Origin of the sequence: Pseudomonas brassicacearum subsp. brassicacearum (assembly GCF_008801605.1) — a bacterium.
In the GTDB taxonomy this organism is placed as follows: Bacteria; Pseudomonadota; Gammaproteobacteria; order Pseudomonadales; family Pseudomonadaceae; genus Aquipseudomonas; species Aquipseudomonas brassicacearum.
Genome location: NZ_VZPJ01000018.1, coordinates 21,727 through 45,524 on the forward strand (window position 1 = coordinate 21,727; position 23,798 = coordinate 45,524).

11 protein-coding genes are annotated in these 23,798 nt (G+C 63.7%); 10 read left to right on the forward strand and 1 reads right to left on the reverse strand.

The features are described 5' to 3' along the window. Positions 1-25 precede the first annotated feature (25 nt). Entirely contained in the window at positions 26-496 is a 471-nt protein-coding gene (locus tag F7R20_RS27855) for a type II secretion system protein N (protein ID WP_003202618.1), read from the forward strand. Between the two features lie 75 nt (positions 497-571). Here the strand turns inward: F7R20_RS27855 and gspI are convergent, their stop codons facing one another. Next, the gene (gene gspI / locus F7R20_RS27860) at positions 572-949 is read right to left on the reverse strand and encodes a type II secretion system minor pseudopilin GspI (RefSeq protein WP_003202616.1); all 378 of its coding nucleotides are present in this window, start codon (positions 947-949) and stop codon (positions 572-574) included. Positions 950-1,097: 148 nt separating this feature from the next. Between gspI and gspG the strand changes: the two genes are divergently transcribed. From gspG to F7R20_RS27905, 9 genes are all read left to right on the forward strand, one after another. Next, entirely contained in the window at positions 1,098-1,547 is a 450-nt protein-coding gene (gspG, locus tag F7R20_RS27865; RefSeq protein ID WP_003202615.1) for a type II secretion system major pseudopilin GspG, read from the forward strand. Between the two features lie 8 nt (positions 1,548-1,555). Then, positions 1,556-2,542 carry a type II secretion system minor pseudopilin GspK gene (gspK, locus tag F7R20_RS27870; protein WP_003202613.1) on the forward strand — a complete coding sequence of 329 codons (987 nt, stop codon included), beginning with the start codon at positions 1,556-1,558 and terminating at the stop codon, positions 2,540-2,542. Then, complete coding sequence (gene gspL / locus F7R20_RS27875; protein WP_003202611.1) at positions 2,539-3,711, forward strand: type II secretion system protein GspL; 1,173 nt, start codon at positions 2,539-2,541, stop codon at positions 3,709-3,711. Before gspK ends, gspL begins: the two co-directional genes overlap by 4 nt. Beyond that, complete coding sequence (gene gspM / locus F7R20_RS27880) at positions 3,704-4,282, forward strand: type II secretion system protein GspM (protein WP_003202609.1); 579 nt, start codon at positions 3,704-3,706, stop codon at positions 4,280-4,282. The genes gspL and gspM overlap by 8 nt, the downstream gene beginning before the upstream one ends. Then, on the forward strand, positions 4,279-6,639 hold the full coding sequence (gene gspD, locus F7R20_RS27885) for a type II secretion system secretin GspD (protein WP_003202607.1): 2,361 nt from the start codon (positions 4,279-4,281) through the stop codon (positions 6,637-6,639). Before gspM ends, gspD begins: the two co-directional genes overlap by 4 nt. Then, a complete protein-coding gene (gene gspE / locus F7R20_RS27890) occupies positions 6,639-8,057 on the forward strand; it encodes a type II secretion system ATPase GspE (RefSeq protein ID WP_003202605.1) in 1,419 nt (472 codons plus the stop codon). The genes gspD and gspE overlap by 1 nt, the downstream gene beginning before the upstream one ends. After that, the gene (gene gspF / locus F7R20_RS27895; protein ID WP_003202603.1) at positions 8,057-9,268 is read left to right on the forward strand and encodes a type II secretion system inner membrane protein GspF; all 1,212 of its coding nucleotides are present in this window, start codon (positions 8,057-8,059) and stop codon (positions 9,266-9,268) included. Before gspE ends, gspF begins: the two co-directional genes overlap by 1 nt. Before the next feature lie 428 nt (positions 9,269-9,696). Then, on the forward strand, positions 9,697-10,887 hold the full coding sequence (locus F7R20_RS27900) for a substrate-binding domain-containing protein (RefSeq protein ID WP_003202602.1): 1,191 nt from the start codon (positions 9,697-9,699) through the stop codon (positions 10,885-10,887). Positions 10,888-11,098: 211 nt separating this feature from the next. After that, a complete protein-coding gene (locus tag F7R20_RS27905) occupies positions 11,099-23,665 on the forward strand; it encodes a filamentous hemagglutinin family protein (RefSeq protein WP_003202600.1) in 12,567 nt (4,188 codons plus the stop codon). Positions 23,666-23,798: the final 133 nt, after the last annotated feature.

Sequence of the window (23,798 nt, forward strand, 5' to 3'; positions counted from 1 at the left end):
GAACCAAAAAAAGGAGATTCAGGCCATGACGTTCATAGAGCGTGTGTCCCCGGCGCAAATCGTCCAGGCCGTGGGCCTGTTGGCGGCGTTGGCCGGGGTGGCGACCTGGTCTTCGCTGCTGCTCACGTCGGCCGAGTCGCGCACGCCGGATGTCGCCCCGCAACGCATGGCCGAGCGTTCCGATAACCCGGCGCTGCAATGGTTCTCCAACCAGCCGGCAGCAGTGGACATCAAGGTCAGCGGCGTGATGGCCGGCACTCGCACGCCCGTGGCGATCCTCAGTCTCAACGACGGACCGCCGCGCAGTTTCCTGGTGGGTGAACGGGTGGCCCAAGGGGTACGGTTGGTGGCGATCGAGGCGCAGGCGGTGGTCATCGAGCGCGGCAATGAGCAGACCCGGCTGGTCCTGGCTCGGTTGCCGGATTCGGTGAGTCTGCCTTCTCTGTGGGAGCAAGGCTTGCCCGCGATGAAGACGACGCAGTCTCCGAGGAAATGAGGCGCCTGCATCGCGGGCAAGCCTTGCTCCCACAGATAAACCCCTCGCCACAAAGGATGTGTTAGCCCACACCACTCAAGGCTTTTCCCGGCTGACCAACGTCTCCAACCGAGCCAACGGTGGTGCTTCGCGACTGCGGTCCGACACGCTCAGTTCGACCCGCAGCAGCCTACCGTTTTCCGCCGGGCGCAAGTTCTGTTCGCAACGCAACAGCAATCGCCCCTGATCGCATTCGAACACTTTCGAGCCCTGGGCAAAACGGCCTTCCAGACGCAACTGCGCCAGTTGGCTACGGGCGGCCAGCAGGGCGATGGATTTGTCGCGCAGCAGGCCGTTGCTCTGGGTCATCACCGCAGCCACGCGCACCGCGGCCGACATGGCCACGGCGATGATCGCCAGGGCCACCAGCACTTCGATCAGGGTGAAGCCGGCTTGCGGCGCAGGGCGTGACATGGCGCGGGCTCGGGGGCGAGGGCAGCCTTCAAGGCTAGCCGCCGTTCATGACCAATTGACGACGCAAGCTCCAGAGCAATTTCAATATCACTGACATATTTTCTTGCAACACTGCGCCTCGAATCGAATCCAGCGAAGGACCGTCGAGATGCAGATTGCCCGTTACAAAGCCCGTTTCCCAGGCCCTCGCGGGCAGTCGGGTTTCACCCTGATCGAAATCATGGTCGTGGTGGTGATCCTCGGCATCCTGGCGGCGATGGTGGTGCCCAAGGTACTCGACCGCCCTGACCAGGCGCGGGCAACGGCGGCGAAACAGGACATTGGCGGCCTGATGCAAGCCCTGAAGCTGTATCGCCTGGACCACGGCAGTTACCCGAGCATGAACCAGGGCCTCAAAGTGCTGGTGGAAAAGCCCGCCGATGCGAAAAACAGCACCTGGCGCTCTTATCTGGAGCGCCTGCCCAACGACCCATGGGGCCGTCCATATAACTACCTCAACCCGGGTGCCAACGGCGAAGTCGATATCTTTTCCCTGGGGGCCGACGGTCAGCCTGACGGCGACGGCGTGAATGCCGACATTGGCTCCTGGCAGTTGTAAGGGCCGTGATGCAGACGGATTCGCCCCTCGCGGCGAAGCAGCGCGGCATGGCGGTCATCAGTGCCTTGCTGATCGCTGCCGTGGTGGCGGTCATCGCCGGCGGCATGCTGACCCGCCAGACCCTGTTCACCCGCAGCCTGGAGGCCGAGCAGTTGCGCGTCCAGGGCACGGCGCGGTTGCAGGGTGGCCTGCAACTGAGTCGCCAGTTGCTCTGGGACGCCCGCCAGCGCGATCCGCTGACGCGCTTTGGCCAACCCTGGGCCAACCCCATCGTGATGCCGGGTTCGGGCCAGATCGACACGCCGTTCGAAGGCCAGCTGGAAGATGAGCAAGGCAAGTTCAACCTGCGCAACCTCGTCGCCAATGAGCGTGTGGACGAAGAACAAGTGCGCGCCTTCGAACGCCTGTGCCAGCAGTTGGGCGTGGCACAAGCGGTCAGCACGCGCATTGTCGAAAGGGTGGTCGAGGCCTATCCGCGCCTGTTGAATCCGCAGCGGGTGGACCAGGCGCCAAAGGCCAATACCTTCAACAGCGGCCGCGAGACCTCGCCACAGGCCGACAACACGCCGCAGGCACCGACGCGCCCGATGCTGCGCACCTTGCAAGACTTGCGCAGCGTCAAGGGCGTCAATGCGCGGTTACTGGAAACACTGGCGCCTTACGTGACGATCCTGCCGACCAACACCTGGCTCAATGGCAACACTGCCAGTGCCCCGGTGCTGGCCGCCTACGTGCCGGGGCTGTCGCTGCAACGGGCCGAGGCACTGGTCAGGGAACGCGACGGTGGCCACTGGTTTATCAATCGTGGGGATTTCGTCAATCGCCTGCGCATGCCGGAGCTGGACACCGCCAGCGTCAAGGTTGGCATCACCAGCGACTGGTTTCTCCTGCGAGGCCAGGCACGCAGCGGACAGCGGCGGGTCGAACTGGAGGCGTTGCTGCAACGCACCGAGGACCGCTTGCCCCAGGTGATCTGGTCAAGGGTGGGCGTATGACGCGCTTGCGCATCGCCCTGGCGCCGCTGGGCAGCCTGGATCTCGACAGTGAGGTGGCATTTGCCTGGCTGGATCGCCAGGGCCAGGTTCGTGAGCAGGGCCGCAGCAGCCTCCGTGCGTTGGGCCAAGGCGGTAAGACTATTTCTGTGGAGTGCTTCCTTCATCCCCGCGACAGCCTGTTGACTCGCCTGGAGTTACCGTCGTTGCCAGCGGCCAAGATCACCGCCGCGGTGACGTGCGCGGCCCAGGCCCTGATGCTCGGTGCCAGCGAACACATGCAGGTGGCCCACAGTCCGCGCGGCGTCGACGGGCAGGTGCAGATCGCCTGGCTGGACCGTGAATCCCTCGCCACGCTGGGCCGGCTTGTGCACCAGGCTGGCATGAAGCTGCGTGGCCTCTATCCGGCGGCCTACGCCTTGCCGGTGCTGTCGGGGCCGGTGGCCTGTATCGAGGACGGCCACCTGCTGGTGCGCCATGACCTGCAGCACGCCGTGGTGCAACCGTTGCAGGAGGAGGCGCTGGACGAATGGCTGCTGGAAACGGGGCCTGGGTTGCACTGGGTCGGCGAGGCGCCGCCGCAATCTTCGATCAGCACCTTGGCCGAAACCCAACGCTGGATGGGTGCTGCGCCAGGTTGGGGACTGCATGCCGGCCTTGCACGCAACGCGGCCGAGCGCGGCGGTTGGGGCCGGGCGGCGGCGATCTGCGCGACAGCGCTGGCAGTATGGGTGATTGGGTTGAACCTCTACGCCGCCCGCGAAGCGGCCCAGGGCCAACGGCTCAAGGCGCAGATGAGCCAGCGGGTGAAGCAGGCGTTTCCCGAGTTGCCGGTGATTCTCAACCCGCTGCAACAGGCGCGCCAGCAAATCGCGGCGCGCCAGAACGGTGCAGCGACCGACCCGGCCCAACGCTTTGCCAGCCTGGTGCAACAGGCGGGCAGCGCCATGCCGTTCATGAGCGGCAATGTCCAGGCGCTGGTATTCGAGAACGGTGAGTTGCGCCTGAATGTCGTGGCCGAGGCGCAGAAAACCACTGCCGAAGAGGATTGGAAAATTCTCCTGGCCCAGGCCGGCATTGACGTCGCTGCCATCGATCAGGGTTGGACCCTGCGTGTGGCTCCGGCCGGCCAGGGCAGCTCCGACGAAACTCCGGACGCCGAAGATGAATAAGCAATCCCTGGCCCTGGCGTGGGGGCGCTGGCAAGCCTGTCGCACGCGTTTGCGCACGTTCTGGCAGGGGCTGGCAGTGCGCGAGCAAGCCGCCGTGGCCCTGGCTGCGCTGGTGTTGGGCGGCTGCCTGGTCTGGCTCGCACTGATCCAGCCACCGCTCAAGACCATCGCCTACTGGCAAGCCGAAACCCCGAAGCTGCGTTCACAGACCGAAGCCCTCGAAGTGCTGTTGCGTGACGTCGCAGGGCTTGCGCCCGACCAGCCTCTTGAAGCGGCCTTGCGCCAGAGCCTGGACGCCAGCGGCTTGAGCGAGCACTACCAACTGCGAGCGCCCGACGCCGAGCGCCCCAACGCCTGGCAGCTCACGTTCGACCAGGCTCCGGCAGAGGCGGTGATCAGCTGGCTATTGGGCAACCCACGGCAATTCTCCCTGGAAGTGATCGAGGCCCGTTTGCAGCGCACCGCCCTTGCCAATCCCGACAACCACGACAACGACACCGACAACACCGCCGGCACACTGTCCGGAACCGTTCGCATGGATCAGGCGCAAGGCGCTAAGGAAGCTTCATGAAAGGGGCCAGATACCCACGTCATTGGCGCAAGGCTGCACCGCTGTTGTTGCTCGCGTTGAGTGCGTGCAACAGCACGCCACCCGCGTCGCAGCCACCGTTGCTGGTGGACAGCGAGTTGGGTATTCCATTGGGGAGTACCCAGCGCAGTGGCGATGCATTACTCGATCGCCAGCGGGCCCAGGACCTGCGTGAACATAAGCCCGCGGTGCGGCACCAGGTCGACCTTACCGCCCGTGCCCGTGAGCCGCGTAGCAATGCGCCGGCGCGCACACCCTTGGGCGATCAACCGGTGACGCTGAATTTCGTCGAGGCCGATATCCAGGCGGTAGTGCGGGCCTTGTCCCGTTCCACCGGCCAACAGTTCCTGGTAGACCCGCGCGTCAAGGGCAACCTGACGCTGGTGTCCGAAGGCCAGGTGCCGGCCCACCAGGCCTACGACATGCTGCTGGCCGCGCTGCGCATGCAAGGCTTCAGCGTGGTAGACGTCGGCGGCGTGGCCCAGGTGGTGCCGGAGGCCGATGCCAAGCTGCTGGGTGGGCCGATCTACAGTGCCGACAAACCGGCCGGCAACGGCATGCTGACCCGCACCTTTCGCCTGCAATATGAGAACGCGGTGAACCTGATCCCGGTGCTGCGCCCGATCGTGTCGCCGAACAACCCGATCAATGCCTACCCGGGCAACAACACCATTGTCGTCACCGATTACGCCGAGAACCTGTCGCGGGTCGCGCAACTCATTGAAGGCATCGACACCCCGAGCGCCATCGACACCGACGTGGTGCCGGTCCACAACGGCATCGCCGTCGACATCGCGCAAATGGTCTCCGACCTGCTGGAAACCCAGGGCGGCGACCAGACCCAGAAGATCAACGTGATCGGCGACCCGCGCTCCAACTCCATCATCATCCGCGCCGGCAGCCCCGAACGCACGGAGCTGGCGCGCAACCTGATCTACAAACTCGACAACGCCCAGAACAACCCGAGCAACCTGCATGTGGTGTACCTGCGCAATGCCCAGGCCGGCAAACTGGCCCAGGCCCTGCGCGGATTGCTCACCGGGGAAAGCGAAGGCGAGGGCAGCGACAACTCGCGTTCGGTGCTCAGCGGCATGGGCGGCAACACCAATGGCCAGAGCGGGCAGAGCAGCAGTGGCGATGGCACCAGCAGCACCACCGGCGGCAGTGCTTCGACCAGCGGCAACGGCTACGCCCAAGGCAGCAACAGCACGACCTCCGCTTCGCCGAAAAACGAACAGGGCACTGCCTTCAGCGCTGGCGGCGTGACCATCCAGGCCGACGCCACCACCAACACCTTGCTGATCTCCGCGCCGGACCCGCTGTACCGCAACCTGCGGGAAGTCATCGACCTGCTGGACCAGCGTCGCGCCCAGGTGGTGATCGAGAGCCTGATCGTCGAGGTCGGCGAGGACGATGCCAGCGAATTCGGCGTGCAATGGCAGACCGGCAACCTCGGTGGCAGCGGCGTGATCGGCGGGGTCAATCTCGGCGGCACGGGGCTCAATCTCAATGGCAAGACCAGCATCGACGTGCTGCCCCAGGGCCTGAACCTGGGAGTGGTCAACGGCACGGTGGACATTCCCGGTATCGGCAAGATTCTCGACCTCAAGGTCCTGGCCCGGGCCTTGAAGAGCAAGGGTGGCACCAATGTGTTGTCGACACCGAACCTGCTGACCCTGGACAACGAAGCAGCAAGCATTTTTGTCGGCCAGACCATTCCCTTCGTCAGCGGTAGCTACGTCACCGGCGGAGGCGGCACCAGCAACAACCCGTTCCAGACCGTGACCCGCGAGGAGGTGGGTTTGAAGCTCAATGTCCGGCCGCAGATTTCCGAAGGCGGGACGGTCAAGCTCGATATCTATCAGGAGGTCAGCAGCGTCGATAATCGCGCCTCGAGCACCACGGGTATCGTCACCAACAAGCGCGCCATCGACACCAGCATCCTGCTCGACGACGGACAGATCATGGTCCTTGGCGGGCTGTTGCAGGATGGCTACAGCCAGAGCAATGACGCGGTGCCGTGGTTGTCGACGATCCCGGGGATTGGCGCGCTGTTTCGCAACGAGCGGCGGCAGATCACCAAGACCAACCTGATGGTGTTCCTGCGGCCCTACATCATCCGCGACACGGCGGCGGGCCGCGGCATCACCCTCAACCGCTACGACTTCATGCGCCGCGCCCAGGGCCTGCTGCAACCGGAACGCAGCTGGGCACTGCCGGACATGCAAGCCCCGCAACTACCGGCCTCGGCCCGGGCCATCCCCGGGGCTGCGCCGGTGAGCTTGCAGACACCCAGGGCGGTGATCAAGGCGGTGCCCGTCGAAGGAGGCACCCGTTGATGAACACCCTCCCATACGCCTGGGCCAAGGCCCAGCGCCTGGTGTTGCGCCAGTCCGAAGAAGGGGCGGTGCTGATGGTGTGTCCGTCCACGCCGGGCTGGTCCATCAGTGAAGTGCGTCGCCAGTTTGGCGAGGTGCGGTTGGAGCGGGTGCGCGACGAGGAGCTCGATGGGCTGCTCAACAGTGCCTATGCCGACACCGGCAGTGCCGCGGCGGTGGTGGGCGCGGCGGAAAACGAAGTCGACCTCGACCGGCTGATGCAGGACATCCCCGAGATCACTGACCTGCTGGACACCCAGGACGGCGCGCCGGTGATCCGCATGATCAACGCCTTGCTGACCCAGGCCGCACGGGACGAGGCCAGCGACATCCACATCGAACCCTACGAGAGCCATTCGGTGGTGCGCTACCGCGTCGACGGCACCCTGCGCGATGTGGTTTCGCCGCGCAAGGCCCTGCACGGCGCACTGGTGTCGCGGATCAAGATCATGGCCCAGCTCGACATCGCCGAAAAACGCCTGCCCCAGGACGGGCGCATCGCCCTGCGCGTCGCCGGGCGACCGATCGATATCCGCGTCTCGACGGTGCCCACCGGCCATGGCGAACGGGTGGTGATGCGGCTGTTGGACAAGCAGGCCGGACGCCTGCAATTGGAAACGTTGGGGATGGACACGGACGTGCTGGGCAAGCTCGATCACCTGATCCGCCAGCCCCACGGCATCGTCCTGGTTACCGGCCCCACGGGCAGCGGCAAGACCACCAGCCTCTACGCCGCCCTGGCTCGGCTGGACGCCAGCGTCCACAACATCCTCACGGTGGAAGACCCGGTGGAATACGACCTGCCGGGCATCAGCCAGATCCAGGTCAACGCCAAGATCGACATGACCTTCGCCCTGGCTCTGCGGGCGATCCTGCGCCAGGACCCGGACATCATCATGATCGGCGAAATCCGCGACCTGGAGACCGCGCAAATCGCCGTGCAGGCCTCCCTCACCGGGCACCTGGTGCTGGCGACGCTGCACACCAATGATGCGGTGTCGGCCGTCAACCGCTTGATCGACATGGGCGTCGAGCCATTCCTGCTGGCTTCATCGATGCTCGGCGTGCTCGCCCAGCGACTGGTGCGCAGGTTGTGCCCGCAGTGCAAACAGCCCGATCCGGCCACGCCCGGCACCTGGCGGCCGGTGGGGTGCCCGAGCTGTAACCAGACCGGCTACAGCGGCCGCACCGGCATCCATGAATTGTTTTGCATTGACGATGACATCCGCACGCTGATCCACCAAGGGGCAGGGGAGCAGGCACTGCGCGCCGCCGCTCGCCGAGCGGGGATGTTCAGCATGCGCGAGGACGGCGAACGCTGGGTGCGCAGTGGCACCACGGCCCCTGAAGAAATCCTGCGCGTAACACGGGACGCCTGATGAATCGCTACCGTTTCGAGGCCGCCGACGCCCAGGGCAAGATCGAATCCGGACACTTGGAAGCCGACAGCCAGGGGGCGGCTTTCAACCTGTTGCGCAGCCGTGGGCTGACGGCATTGCAGGTGCAGGTTGAGCGCAATACGCCGCCAGCCAACGGCGGTGGCTTGTTCAGCGCCAAGCTTTCGGACAACGACCTGGCCTGGGCCACCCGGCAACTGGCGAGCCTGCTGGGCGCAAGCCTGCCGTTGGAAGCGGCGTTGAGCGCCACGGTGGAACAGGCCGAGCGCAAGCACATCGCCCAGACCCTGAGCGCGGTGCGCGCCGATGTGCGCAGCGGCATGCGCCTGGCCGAAGCCCTGGCGGCGCGGCCACGGGATTTTCCGGAAATCTACCGGGCGTTGATTGCCGCCGGTGAAGAGTCCGGTGACCTGGCCCAGGTGATGGAGCGGTTGGCGGACTACATCGAGGAACGCAACAACCTGCGGGGCAAAATTCTCACGGCGTTCATCTACCCCGGGGTGGTGGGGCTGGTGTCGGTTGCCATCGTGATTTTCCTCCTCAGCTATGTCGTGCCGCAGGTGGTCAGCGCGTTCTCCCAGGCCCGGCAAGACCTGCCCGCGCTGACCGTGGCGATGCTCACCGCCAGTGATTTCATTCGTGCCTGGGGCTGGTTGTGTTTTGGCGTACTGGCCGGTGGCTTCTGGAGTTGGCGCATGTACTTGCGCAAACCGGCGGCGCGGTTGAACTGGCACGCGCGGGTGTTGCGCCTGCCGCTGATCGGGCGCTTTGTACTGGGCCTCAACACCGCGCGGTTTGCCTCCACCCTGGCAATTCTCGGCGGAGCAGGGGTGCCGTTGCTGCGGGCGCTGGAGGCCGCGCGCCAAACCTTGTCCAACGACCGCCTGAGCCAGAGCGTCAGCGAGGCCACGGCCAAGGTCCGCGAAGGGGTCAACCTGGCGGCGGCGCTGCGGGTGGAAAAAGTCTTCCCGCCGGTGCTGATCCACCTGATCGCCAGCGGCGAGAAAACCGGCTGCCTGCCACCGATGCTCGAACGCGCCGCGCAAACCCTGTCCCGAGACATCGAACGCCGGGCGATGGGCATGACTGCGCTGCTGGAGCCGTTGATGATCGTGGTCATGGGCGGCGTAGTGCTGGTGATCGTCATGGCGGTGTTGTTGCCGATTATCGAGATCAATCAGTTGGTTCAGTAAGCACACGCAACCCGTGGCGAACATTGATCTTGTGGCGAGGGGATAAATCCCCTCGCCACAACTGCCGCGATCAGCCAGTTATTTTTGCCGTGCCGCAGCATCTCCCGAGCCTTGATCGCGCCAAGCTCGGGTTCCTCGTTCTGTCATTTTTCCGCGCCCGGCAACCACCCGCCGTCCTCTCCACCGCGCCCCCACATGGCACGGCCATGAAACCCGCTCGAAACCCCAACCCAGAGCCCTCGAACACCCGAGGAAAAAACTCGAAAAACAGCCCTCAGCTCCCGAGGTTTTTTCCTTTATCTGTCACCGGAAACTGCGAATTTCTAACCCATGGCCTCACCCCATCGCCATCGGCACAGGACCGAGCGCCATGACGGCAAGCACGCGTCACCCAACCTACGTACGAACACGATGAAAGGAGATTCTTCATGTTTAAGCGCAACGTTCTCGCGGTATCCCTGACCCTCGCCGGCCTCTGCGCCGCTCAGGCCGCCATGGCTGATGTCAACGGCGGTGGTGCTACCTTGCCTCAGCCGCTGTACCAGACCTCCGGTGTACTGACTGCCGGTTTCGCCCCTTACATCGGCGTGGGCAGCGGTGCTGGCAAGTCGGCTTTCCTGACCAACGACTACACCAAGTTCGTGCCTGGCGACACCAGCGGCAAGAAAGTGCACTGGGCTGGTAGCGACTCCAAGCTCAGCGCCACTGAACTGAGCACCTACGTCAGTGCCCACGGTGCCGCCTGGGGTCCATTGATCCAGGTGCCTTCGGTCGCCACTTCGGTTGCCATTCCGTTCAACAAGACCGGCACTGCCAACGTCGACCTGAGCGTCAACCAACTGTGCGGCGTGTTCTCCGGCCGTCTGACCGACTGGAGCCAGATCACTGGTTCGGGCCGTACCGGCGCGATCACCGTGGTTTACCGTGCCGAGAGCAGCGGCACCTCCGAGCTGTTCACCCGCTTCCTGAACGCCAAGTGCGCTGAAACCGGCACCTTTGCCATCACCACCAACTTCGCTTCCAGCTACAGTGGTGGTCTGCCAGCCAGCGCCGTATCCGCTACTGGCAGCCAGGCTGTAATGACAGCGTTGAACGCTGCCCAAGGTCGTATCACCTACATGAGCCCGGACTATGCCGCTACTACCCTGGCCGGTCTGGATGACGCCACCAAGGTCGCTCGTGTTGGCGGTCTTTCCCCAGCACCGGCCAACGTGTCGGTAGCGATCAATGCCGTTCCCGTTCCGGCTGCTGCCGACCGGTCAAACCCGAATGCCTGGGTTCCTGTTTTCACTTCTCAAAAAGTGATTGATGAAACAATTCCGGCTGATCCTAGCTTGCGCCTCTACCCAACCACCGGTTATCCGATCCTGGGCTTCACCAACGTGATCTTCAGCCAGTGCTACGCCAATGCTGCACAAACCACTCAGGTGCGTGATTTCTTCACCCGTCACTACAACGGCACCGCTGCCAACAGCAACGACGCGGCGATCACTGCCAACCGCTTCGTTCCACTGCCTGGCGCTTGGAAATCTGCCATCCGTGGCAGCTTCCTGACCGCTACCAACGCTCAAAGCATCGGCAACACCAACGTGTGCAATGGCATCGGTCGTCCGCTGTAACACCACGCTAAGCGACACGTAACACCGATCAGCAACGGCGAAAGCCGTTGCTGATTTTTTGCGTCACAGCCGTACCAACACAGCCACATGAAATTTTCATGACATCCGTTCGGTCCCGAGCGGCTGTAACCGCCTATCCCCTATAACCAACGCTGGCAGCTTGATAGCACTGCGTTGCGCCCCTTAGAGCGAACCCGAAAGGATGAGTAGGATGCTGCGCTGCAAACCCCAGACGAACCTGAATGCTCCACGTCGCGATGGCGAGTTGTCGATGTTGCGGCTCAAGCCGCTGGCCCAGGCCATTGCCCTGCTGATGGTGGCCGGCAATGCCCACGCAGCGACGGCGTTCAGTTCGGCCTGGTTTGCCGCCAAGGGCGCGTCCCAGGCCGGTGGCGCGGCGCGGCCTACGACCGCGCAACCAGGCATGCCGCCGCCCCTGGCGCAGCAGCAACGGGCCAATGCGCAGTTGCAGCGTTCGCTGACCAACCTCAACAACACCGTAGCCGCCATCGCCGCCCAGCAGGCGGCCCAGGCAGCGGGGCGGCAAGCCGCGCTCGGGCAGGTACAGGTTGTGCCCGACGGCTTGGGCGAGGGTGGGCTCAAGGTCGATAACAGCCTGACCCAGGGCTGGCTCAACGCCAAGGGACCGCAGCAGACCCAGACCGGTGGCAAGACCACGGTGAAGATCGAGCAGACCGCCGACAAGGCGATTCTCAACTGGGAAACCTTCAACGTCGGGCGCAATACCACGGTGGATTTCCAGCAGCAGTCGGACTGGGCTGTGCTCAACCGGGTCAACGACCCCCAGGCGCGACCGAGCCAGATCCAGGGCCAGATCAAGGGCAACGGCACGGTGATGCTGGTCAACCGCAACGGCATCATTTTCAGCGGCAGCAGCCAGGTCAACGTGCGTAACCTGGCGGCGGTGGCGGCCAACATCAGCGATGAACAATTCAGCAAGCGCGGCTTGTATGTCGATGCCACCGGCAGCCAACCGACTTTCACCGACGCAGCGGGCAAGATCGAAGTGCAGCAGGGCGCGTTGATCCAAACCCACCGTGCCGCCACTTCCACGGCCGGGGGCGGCTATGCCTTGCTGCTGGGTAGCGAAGTGGAGAACGCTGGCTCCATCATCACCGCCAAGGGCCAGACCACCCTGGCGGCAGGCGACAGCTTCTACATCCGGCGCGGCCAGGGCACCAGCGGCAACCTGCGTTCCACCACCCGTGGCAACGAGGTCGCGACCTCCCTCAAACCGGGCAGCAGCGCCGGCACGGTGATCAACAGCGGCCTGATCCAGGCCAGCACCGGCGACGTCACCCTCACCGGGCACACTGTGCAGCAGAACGGCGTGGCGGTGGCGAGCAGTTCAGTGGACATCCGCGGCACCGTGCACCTGCTCAACGCCTCGAGCGACAGCAGCGGCAGCGTGATCCTGGGGCAGGGCAGCGCCACGGCGGTGTTGCTCGATGCTGCCGGCGGCAGTGCCCTGGACAGCCAGCGCAATGCCGGACCGGCCGGCTTGGATGGCACGCCGAACAACCTGATCACCGGCCAGTTCAACAACCTCAGCAGTGTGGTGGACCGCAGCGACCAGTCCCGGGTCGAGATTGTCAGCGGCGGCAGCGTCGACTTCCAGAATGGTTCCATCACTCTGGCCACCGGCGGCCAGGTCGCGGTCAGCGCTGCCGGGCGCAGCCTGGTGCGTGATGGTGCGGTGATCGATGTGTCCGGCGCCATCGGCGTCAAGGTGGCGATGGAATCCAACTCCATCAAGGTCAACGTCCAGGGCAACGAACAGCGCGACGCACCGGTCAACCGCGAGGGCGGCAAGCTGACCAACAATGATGTGTGGGTGGACGTGCGTGACTTGATCTACGTGCCGGCGGGCACCAACGGCTACGCCACCGACCGTTGGTACACGGCGGGCGGGCTGTTGGAAGTGGGCGGTTATTTGGGGACCCGAGGCCACAGCGCCGGTGAATGGGCTGCTCAAGGTGGCACCCTGACGTTCACCGGCAACGACGTGGTGACCCAACAGGCAGCGCAACTGAACCTGTCCGGCGGCACTTTGGATGTGCAGAGCGGCTACTTACGCCAGTCCTGGCTCAAGGGCCCCAATGGGCGTTTGTATGACTTGTCCAAGGCGCCGGGGGACATCCTCTACACCGGGATTTACAAGGGCTACGAAGACCACAGCCAGCGCTGGGGCCAGACTGATTACTACTACAACCCGCTGATCGCCCCACGACAGCGCTTTGAAGCTGGCTACACCGTCGGTCGTGATGCCGGCAAGCTGGTGGTGTCGACCCGCAACGCGGTGCTGGAAGGCCAGATCGTTGGTGAGGTCTATCAGGGCGAACGCCAGACCCAGGCGCCGAACCTCAACCTCGATGGCTACCAGCAATCGCAAAACGCCGTGGCCCGACGGGCGCAATTGTGGGTGGGTAGCTACACGCCGATCTATGACAAGGCCAGCGGTGTGATCAACAGCGCCTTGAACCCCACGCTTGATCAGGTCACCGTCGGCAAGGTGACCGAGAAAATTGCTGCGGGGCTGGACCTGACCTCGGTGGTCGACACCGATCGGCAAGGCAAACTGGTTCTGGATAACGATCTGCTCAACGGCTTCCAGCTCGGTGCGGTCAAGGTGGCGGCGGCAGAAGGCATCAAAGTCGATGGCACGCTAAAAGTGGCCGATGGCGGCGACATCACGCTTTATGCACCGCAGGTCGAAGTGAACGCCGACCTGACGGCCCGCAGTGGTCGCATTGCCTTGGGTAACGTGCTTAAACAGGTCAGAACCGATAATTTCCAGATGGGCGATGTCGTGCTTTCGCCCGCCGCAGGTCAGCGTGCTGTGGTCACGTTGGGCGAGGGCGTGACGTTGAACACCGCTGGCCGCTGGAGCAATCTGTTGCTTGACGGCAACGACCGTCAGAACCTGCCGTTTATCAACGGCGGTGCCGTGGTCGTGCGCAGCGACAATATCGATGTGCGCCAGGGCAGCCTGATCGACGTCAGCTCCGGCGCCGCGGTCATGGCCGATGGCAAGACCCGCGGCGCTAAGGGCGGGGACCTGACCCTGACGGCGGCTATCAATACGTCGTCAAGCAGCGGCGACTTGAACCTGGACGGTGAACTGCGCGGCACCGGCGTGAGCGGTGGCGGGACCTTGAAGCTGGCGGCCAATAAAGTGCTGATCGGCGACAGCGGCTCGCCGCTTGAACCGGGCACCTTGCAACTGAGTGGCGATTTCTTCGACAAGGGTTTCTCGGCCTATGACATCACCGGTAACGAAGGTCTGACCGTGGTCGATGGGACCCGGGTCGATGTGACGATGCCGGTGTACCGCTTTGGCGAGCAGGCGTTGAGCACCGGCAGCGGCGCAGAAGCGGCTGATGCGTTGCAGCGCTGGACGCCGCAGCTGTACCAGGAAGATGCGATCAAAGGCGTCCTGACCCAGCGTCGCGGCGCGAGCCTGAGCCTCACTGCCGGTACTGCGAACTCCAGCGCCGCCGACATGGCGAGCACGGTGTTGAACCTGGGCGAGGGTAGCGTGATCAGCGTCGATCCGGGCCAGGGCATCGATGTGCGCAGCATCGGTCAGTTGACTGCCAACGGCACCCTCAACGCCTGGGGCGGTAGGGTCAGTCTCACCGAGTTGAGCGTCGGCGATACGGTCCGCGATCAAGTCAATGCCCAGGGCCACGGTCGTTCCATATGGCTGGGTGAACAATCACTGATCGATGTATCGAGCCGGGCCATAACAGCTCGGGACATGCGCGGTCAGGCCTACGGCCTGGTGCACGACGGCGGGCAGATTGTCATCGGCGGCCAGATCGATGCCGCGAAAGGATCGACTTCGGCGTCCGAATTGTTTGTGGTGGTGCGCGACGGTGCGCGTTTGCAAGCGGATGGCAGCCAGGCCGTGCTGGATATCCCCGGCCAGGGGCGTACGTCGGTGGCGAGCAATGGCGGCAGCATTTCCCTGGCGTCGGCCAATGGCCTGTACCTGGACGGTTCGTTCAGCGCCCGTTCGGGTGGAGCAGGGGCCGCGGGGGGTAGTTTGTCGGTAGCGCTGGAAACGCCCTATTACTTCAAGAGTGCGGTCAATGATCGGGTGTTGAAGGTGCGTGAACTGGTGCTGGCGCGCGCTGCCCAGGCCAGCCCACTGAGCGATACGGCTGAAACCTCGGCGGATTCGCTGGTCTATGGTCACGGGCGGCTAGGTGTCGATCAGGTCCAGGCCGGTGGTTTCGATAGCCTGTCCCTGTTAAGCAACGGCCTGATGAGCGTCGATGGCGACCTGTCGATGTCCCTCGGTCAAAGCCTGAACCTGTACGCCCGCAGCTTTGGATTGAGCGCAACCGCGCCAGCCAATACCCGGGTCGAGCTCAATGCCCCCCATGTGTTGCTGGCACTAGCGACGGGGCTGTCGACCACTCGACCGAGTTTTGACCCCTATACCCGGCCAGTGGTCGATGGCGGCGGGGTGTCGCTATTGACGAACAAGGCGGTATTTTCCGTCAATGCGGACCTGCTGGATGTTCAGGGTAGCGTGATGTTCAGTAGCAAAGGCACGGTGAGGCAGGCCGACGGCGGTGCCGTCGCGCTGGAACGCGCCGGTTTCGACCGGGTTCAGCTACGCAGCCGGGGTGATTTGCGATTCCTGGCAGGGTTATCCAGTGACGGATTGCCTACGGGCTTTACCACCCAATTGCTGACCCCCTCGGACATGATCCTGCAAGCGGCGCAGTTGTACCCGGCGACCGGCGTAGGGGCTCGGGTTTTGGCGGGATATATGCGCCCCGGCGCCCCGGTTTTCGATCCCGCGCGCAGTCTGGTCATTGAGCGTACTACCCAGGTCACACCTGCAGTGCCTTATTCGGCATTTGGCCGCTTGCAACTGGGTAGTGCGAAGATTGAGCAGGGCGGGGTGGTACGAGCACCGTTGGGGTTGATTGAAGTCGGCATAAACGATGGCTTAGGTACCACTGATCGAGTGGAGCTGTTACCGGGCAGCCTGACTTCGGTCAGTGGCCTGGGCCTGGTCCTGCCGTATGGCGGCACCATCGATGGTCAAAATTATACGTACGCTGGCAAGAAGGTCGTGTTGCTAGGGCAAGGCGCGGTGCTCTCCGAGTATGGTGACCTGAATATCGGCGTGATTCTCGGCGGCAAGTCAGTGGCGGCCCAGGAAGGCTCGGTGCTCGATCTCTCGGGTGGCGGTGAACTGCTTGGCGCCGGTTTTATCTCTGGCCGAGGCGGTTCCACCGATGCGCGTTTCAACCCGCTGGTGCAAATCGGCGCCAATGGCGGTTTCACCTTGCCGGGACTGTCCAGCAATCCGGTCTACGCCATCGTGCCGGGCAACCAGAGCCAGTATGCGCCGGTCGCTGCCGAAGGCGGTGCGGTGGATCCGAGGGTAGGGCAGCAAATCACCATCGGTGCCGGTGTGCCCGGGCTGGCGGCCGGCACCTACACCCTGATGCCGTCCACCTATGCCTTGCTGCCGGGGGCGTTCCGGGTCGAGGTCAACGGTTTGGCGGGGCAAGGCTCCACTTCAAGCGCGCAACAGATGCGCAACGGTTCCTGGACCACCGCCGGCGTGCTGTCGGTGGCCAATACCGGGCAGCGCAACAGCATGTCCAGCCAACTCATCCTGACGTCGGGCGACGTGCTGCGTCGCTACTCGCAATATAACGAAACCAGCTACGCCCAGTTCGCCGTGGCCGACGCCGCGCGCTTGGGTGTTCCCAGGGCCCTCCTGCCAGTCGATGCCAAGACGTTGAAGTTGAATCTGGCAGAGGGCGCTGGAGACCAAGCCTTTTCCTTCAAGGGCATCGGCAAGTTCGCGCCCCAGACCGGAGGGTTCGGTGGCACCGTCGCAGTGGTTGCCAGCAATGGCACAGCCCTGGAGGTGGTCGCCGAAGGACGCGGGGTTACGCCCGGCTTCGAGGGTATGACGCTCAATGCTGAAAGCCTGAACGCGTTGAATGCTTCACGCCAAGTGATCGGCGGCCAGTTTTCGGTGCTTTATGGCCAAGGTGGTAATTACATCACGCCGCAACGGGTGTCGCGCAGTGTTGCGCTGCGTGAAGGTGCGACGCTGTCGGCGCCTGAGGTATTCCTCCTGGCCGATGGTGGCGAGTTGCTGGTGGAACAGGGCGCCGCCATCAATACCATCGGGCGGGGCAAGGCCGCTTACGACGCGCGCGATGGTTTTATCTATAACTTCAATGTGAGGAACCAGAACTACAGCTCGCTTGCTGCCTCCAATGGCTTGCTCAATATCCTGGCCCCAGTATCAGGCACCACAGGCACGGTCAACATTGGCGGATGCAGCCTGACACCTTGCAGCGGCGTGACCCGGATCCATTCCGAAGGCAGCATCGTTGCCGCCTCCGGCAGCAGCCTGGAGCTGAACGACCAGGTTCGCTACGGCACCCGGCACCTGACCCTGGCCCTTAGCAACATCAACGTCGGCACCACTCAGGCATTGGGCGACGCGGCGACGCGGCAGGTCTTGCCGGCCGGCCTCACCCTGAGCCAGACCGTGCTCGATCGCCTGCTGCGCGGAGACACCGAATACGGTGCCCCGGCCCTGGAAACCCTCGAACTGTCAGCCAGCCAGGCGCTGAACTTCTATGGCACCGTCAGCCTCGACACCTATGACTCAGCCACAGGCAAGTCGCGCCTGAACAACCTGATGCTCAGTACCCCGGGCATCTATGGCTCCGGCACCGCCAGTGATGTGGCGACCCTGCGCACCAGCAACCTGATCTGGAACGGCGCAGTCGGTGCGCCGGGTTCGGTGATTGCCGGTGGGGCCGGCACAGGCGCCGGTCGCCTGGACATCCAGGCCCAGCGTATCGAGTTCGGCTATGGCGAGTTCGCCCAACCGAGCTCGATCACCACCCTGGACCGACTGGCGCTGGGCTTCGCCAACGTCAATCTCAGCGCCAGCGAACGCGTGACCGCCAATCACAAGGGCAGCCTGGCGGTGTATCAGAGCCAGGGCGCCTATGACGCTAAAACGGGCTACGCCTACAGCGGTGGCAACCTGAACATTCTCACTCCGTTGCTCACCGGTGAAGCCGGTTCGATCAACCGCATCACCGCAGGCGGCGCACTCAACGTGGCAGGCACAACCGCCAAGCCGGGCACCGTTTCGGGGCTTGGCGGCGAATTGTCCCTCAAGGGCGCGAGCCTCAACCTGGCCAGCGCGGTGGTGTTGCCCAGCGGCAAACTGACCCTTAGCGCGACGGATGAGCTGAGCCTGGCCGACGGGTCGCTGATCGATGTGGCAGGCCGCACGGTGACTTTCAACGACGTCACCCGCTACAGCGCCGGTGGTGAAGTCATCCTGAAAAGCCAAAACGGCAACATCCGCCAGGCGGCTGGCTCCAGCATTGATCTTTCGGCGCGCCACAACCAGGCCGGGCAGCTCAGCGCCGTGGCCTTGGGCAGTACGGCCGGGGTTGTCGACCTGCAAGGACGAATCCTCGCCAGCAGCAGCGGTGAATACGATGCCGGTGGCACGCTCATGCCGTACCTGGCCGGGGGCGTGGAGATCCAGGCCCAGCGCCTGGGTGGCAATGGCAGTCTCAGCGAGCAGTTCGCCGCGTTGAACCAACGCTTGAACGACGGCCAAGTATTCGGCTCCCGCAGCTTCCAGCTCAAGCAGGGCCACTTGGTGATCGGCAATGAACTCAAGGCCTCGTCCATTGACGTGTCCCTGGACAACGGCAGCCTGCTGGTCAACGGCACGGTGGACGCCAGCAGCGAGCGGGTTGGCAGCATTTACCTGGCTGCAAAAAATGGCCTGACCCTGGGCAGCGGTGCCGTGCTTGACGCCCATGGTCGGCGCCTGCGGGTGGACAGCTACGGCAAGATCATCGACTCGCCGAACCGCGCCATCATTGACTTGACCGCCAGGGAAGGGCTCCTGACCCTGGGCAACGGCGCGCGTATCGATTTGCGCCACGGTACCGAGGTCGCGCTGGGCAGTGCGTCCGGCATGAGCGACGGTCGGCCTCGCGGGACGTTGCAACTCAGCGCGCCACGACTGGGTGGCGTGTCGGGGGGCGATGTGGCGATCGATGCCAGTGGTCCCGTGGATGTACTCGGCGCCCGCTCGATTGCGGTGGTTGCCACATGGCAATACAGCGACGCGCCGCTGGTTAACGTGCCGGCGGCCAGCGGCAAGCCTTATCAGGTCATCAATCAGACATGGCTGAAGGATGTGGTGGATCCAGACAACACCGCCTTTATCACCAACGCCCACGCCAACAACGATCTGTTGCAGCGCAAACTCGCCGGGCTGAACAACAGCCGTTATCGCGACGTGTTCCATCTGCGCCCCGGTGTGGAGGTGGTGAGTGCGACGGCCGATGGCGATCTGGTGGTCCAGGGGGATCTGGACCTGTCGCGCTATCGCTATGCGAGCCTCAATCCGCATAACGTCCTGGATGAAAACGTCTACGGCTCCGGCGAATCCGCCAGCCTGACGCTGCGCGCTGGCGGTGACCTGAACATCTACGGCAGCATCACCGACGGTTTTGCCCAGCCGCCCGCCAGCAACGATGACAAGGGCTGGGTGCTGTTGCCAGGCATTGATTTTGCGGCGGGCGATATTGTCGTGCCCGGCACTGGCGTGACCCTGGAGGTGGACACGGCGTTCCCGGCCGGCTCGGTGCTCAACTTCGACGTGCCGCTCAAGGGCGCGACCCTGGCTGCGGGAACGCGGTTGCCGGTCGCCGCCACGCTGAAACAGCCAATGGTGCTGCCGGCCGGCACGGTGCTGGCCGCGGCGGTGCATGACGCACAGGGCAATCTGTTGTTCGCGGCCGGCACGTTGTTGGCTTCGACCAAAACCCTGGAGGCGGGCACGGTGCTGGGGGCGGGTAGCCTGCTGGGCAGCAGCACAACGATAGGCAACCTGATCTGGCCCAAAGGCGTTGCGTTGCCAGACATTGAAGGCGCGAGTAACAGCTTGACCAATGTGCTGCGTCTCAGCAGCGCCCTGGCACTGAGTGTGGGTTCGAAAATTCCTTCAGGTACCGACATCAAGTTGCCGACCGGTGTCGAGTCGGTGCAGTTGCGTCCGGAAGTGGCGGGGAGCAACTGGGCCATCGCGCCGATGCTGGCCGAGGGATCGCAGTCCTGGTCATTGCGACTGGTGGCCGGTGCCGATACGCAGGCGGCGGACAGTCGGGTCGTGCGGCCGGTGCTGGCGGGTGGTGATCTGCATTTGGCTGACAGTCACTACGGAATGTTTGGTAAGGCTGGGGCTGGGGGGTTGGTGTGGACTGAGGAAGGGGCGGAAAACTTCGGAGATCCGAGTCTGGCAGGCAAATTCATTGATTTTGAGAACGTTGCCTATCCAGGGATGTGTGAGGATACCCCGTCGTTTTGCAAAGCCAGTAGCGGCTTTGTCTGGACGGAGGAAGGGGCGGAAAACTATGGGCTTCCAGACCTCGTGGGTCAACCGATTGATTTCGAAAACCTTGCCTATCCTGGGATGTGTGACGACACCCCGTCGTTTTGCAAAGCTGTTGGGCAAACGGAATACAAGGCAGGCAGCCAACGTTGGAGTGTGATCCGCACCGCAGCGGCAGACCTTGAGCTGCTGTCTGCAGGCGATCTGAAAATGGACTCGCTGTATGGCGTCTACACCGCTGGCAGTTCAGCTAGCCAAACTTACGCCAAAGACCCGTACAACCAACCCAAGGCGCGTGGGGCGGGGGGCAAGGTACTCAATGATGCACTGGGTGAAAACGAACAGTTCGTGGATGGCGGTACGAATAGTCTTTACCGCGCCTGGTACCCTGACTTTGGCGGCAACCTGACTCTGAAAGTTGGCGGCAATCTGACCGGTAATAGCCTGGATGTCTCGAGTACGAATTTAGGGCGGCCCAATGGGGGAGACGTTGGTTACGATACGGTGAACGTCGGCAATTGGCTGTGGCGCCAGGGCAGCGGTTCGATCGCTACCGGCTCGCAGTTCCAACCCCCTGCTTGGTGGATCAATTTTGGCAGTTACACCGCTGCGAAGGACGGCAAGGCTGATTTGATGGTCGGGTTTACGGGGTTCGGTACTCTGGGCGGCGGTAACTTGAATGTTCAGGTCGCCGGCGATGCGGGGGTGCTCGATCAAATGGCAGGGAGTCGTCTTGTGCCGATCAGCAACAGCCGCAGCCAAGGGCTAGTGCTGGCTGTGGGCAGCACCGGGCGCGTAGGTGCCGATGGGAGTCTGCAATTGACCGGCGGTGGTGACCTCAAGCTGCGTGTAGGCGGCGCCTTGAATCCCAATAGCGTGTTCTCCGGCGGGCACCTCAACGGTGCGGTCATCAACCTGCGCGGTCATGCACAGATCGACAGCGGCTCCATCGGTCGGATCGACCTACGGTATGGCAACGTTGCTTCGGCACAGTCTTCCGGAGAAACGCGTGCGTACGATTCCTTTAGAGCCACGCGCAGTCAGCCAACAGGCGGGTTGACCCTGATGCCGGGTGATGCCACGTTCGACCTGGTCACCTCAGGCGATCTGGTGGTGACGGACGTTGCGGACCCGGGTCGGGCGCCGATGATGAGCGTGTCGCCCTTCAAAAACGGTGTGACCAATGGATCGGGCGAGAGCTGGTTTACATTGTGGACTGCCAATACGGCGATTGATTTATGGTCGTCGGGAGGCAACCTGACGCCCGTGACTGGCGCTACGCCGACGGATCTGGCATTGCTCTACCCATCGATTTTGAGAGCTGTGGCAGCCAGTGGCAGTCTTTACTACGGCCAGTCCTCGATATGGGATGGAACAGGTTATAACGGCAACAATCGTCCGGCCCTTTTGCTAGCTCCCGGCATCAATAGTGAGCTGCAATTCATGGCCGGCGACTCCATCTACGGTGGCGACATGTCGGTCAGTCGCTCCGGTGCCGCATCGACTGCCTTGGCGACGCCGTTGCGACCAGCCTTTGTCGGTATCGTCGATGGTTTCATCATAAAGGCCAGCAATCTCTCAGCCGATGGCAACCTCGCTCGCCCTGATGCGAACATATTGCCGCTGTTTGCCTTCGACACCAGCAGCGCTTCCAGCGAATGGGCCCTCAATGTCGATCCTGCTCGCTTCTATGCGCTTGAAGGTGACTTGCTGGCAGTCGCCACTGGACGGTCGATGACATCAGTCTCCACGGGCAGATGGCCGGGGCGAATCGCCTACGAAGGCGCCGGACCTGTACGGATGATGGCTGGGCGAGACATTGTCAGCAGCGGCATACCGCTGGGCGGGTCTCTGAATGAGAACTCCGACGTGGGTAATTACACCAGCACCGGCAACCTCTTCATCCACAACAACCCCACCGACATCTCCATCGTGTCAGCCGGGCGCGACATCCTTTACAGCACCTTCAACGTCGCCGGCCCCGGCCTGCTTGAAATCACCGCCGGGCGCAATATCCTGATGGACGACAAGGTCAGCATCACCAGTATCGGCGCGGTGGTGCCAGGGGATTCGCGTCCTGGGGCGAGCCTGGTGCTGCAAGCCGGCGCGGGCCTCAATGGCGCGGATTACGAGCGCTTCGTCAAGGCCTACCTGGACCCGGCCAACCAGGCTTTGGCCGGTGTGCCCCTGGCGAACCAGGACGGCAAGGTCGCCAAGACCTACGAGGCGGAACTGGTGGATTGGCTCAAGGAACGCTTCGGCTTCAGCGGCGACACCGAGCAGGCCCGCAACTTCTTCGCGGCACTGCCGGCGGAGCAGCAGCGGGTGTTTGCCCGCGACGTGTACTTTGCCGAGCTCAAGGCCGGTGGTCGGGAGTACAACGAAGCCGGCGGCGTGCGCCAGGGCAGCTACCTGCGCGGGCGGGAGGCTATCGACTTGTTGTTCCCAAGCAAGGATGTGGCGGGCAACGCGATCACCTACAAGGGTGACATCACGATGTTCGGCGGGGCGGGTGTGCACACCGATTTCGGCGGCAGTATCCAAATGCTCACCCCGGGCGGCGGGCAAACATTCGGCATCGAGGGCAATGCGCCGCCGTCCACCGCCGGGGTGATCACCCAGGGCGAGGGCGATATCCAGTTGTATGCGCAGAACAGCATCCTGCTGGGCCAGAGCCGGATCATGACCACCTTTGGTGGCTCGATCCTCGGCTGGTCGGTCCAGGGCGACATCAACGCCGGTCGTGGTTCGAAGACCACCGTGGTGTACACGCCGCCCAAGCGCTTGTACGACACCTGGGGCAACGTGACGCTGTCGCCGTCGGTGCCGAGTACCGGTGCCGGTATTGCCACCCTCAACCCGATTGCCGAAGTGGCGCCGGGGGATATCGACCTGATCGCGCCGTTGGGCACCATCGATGCGGGCGAGGCGGGGATCCGGGTGTCGGGCAACGTCAACATCGCGGCGTTGACCGTGGTGAACGCAGCCAACATCCAGACCCAGGGCAAATCCACCGGCGTGCCGCTGGCGGCCTCGGTGAACACCGGGGCCATTACCTCGGCCAGTTCGGCGGCGTCTTCGGCTACGCAGGCCGCTGAAGACGTGGCGCGTCAGCAACAGAACGCGGCGCGGCAGAACCAGGCGTCGGTGTTTACCGTGCAGGTGGTGAGCTTTGGCTCCGAGCAACTGGCCCCGTCCCGCGACGGCGCCAGCCGCGAAGCGCCTCGGGCCTACGACCCGGCCAGCCCGGTGCAGGTCCTGGGCGCAGGGCCTTTGGATGAACAGAGCCGTCAGCGGCTGACTGAGGAGGAGCGGGGGCGGTTGAGTTTGTAAGAGACCGAGCTTGCAGTGAGGTTGGCTGTGCTGGCCTCATCGCGAGCAAGCTCGCTCCCACAATAGGTCCAGCGGTGCGCATAGCTCATGAACACCCCACAGAACCCTGTGGGAGCGAGCTTGCTCGCGATAG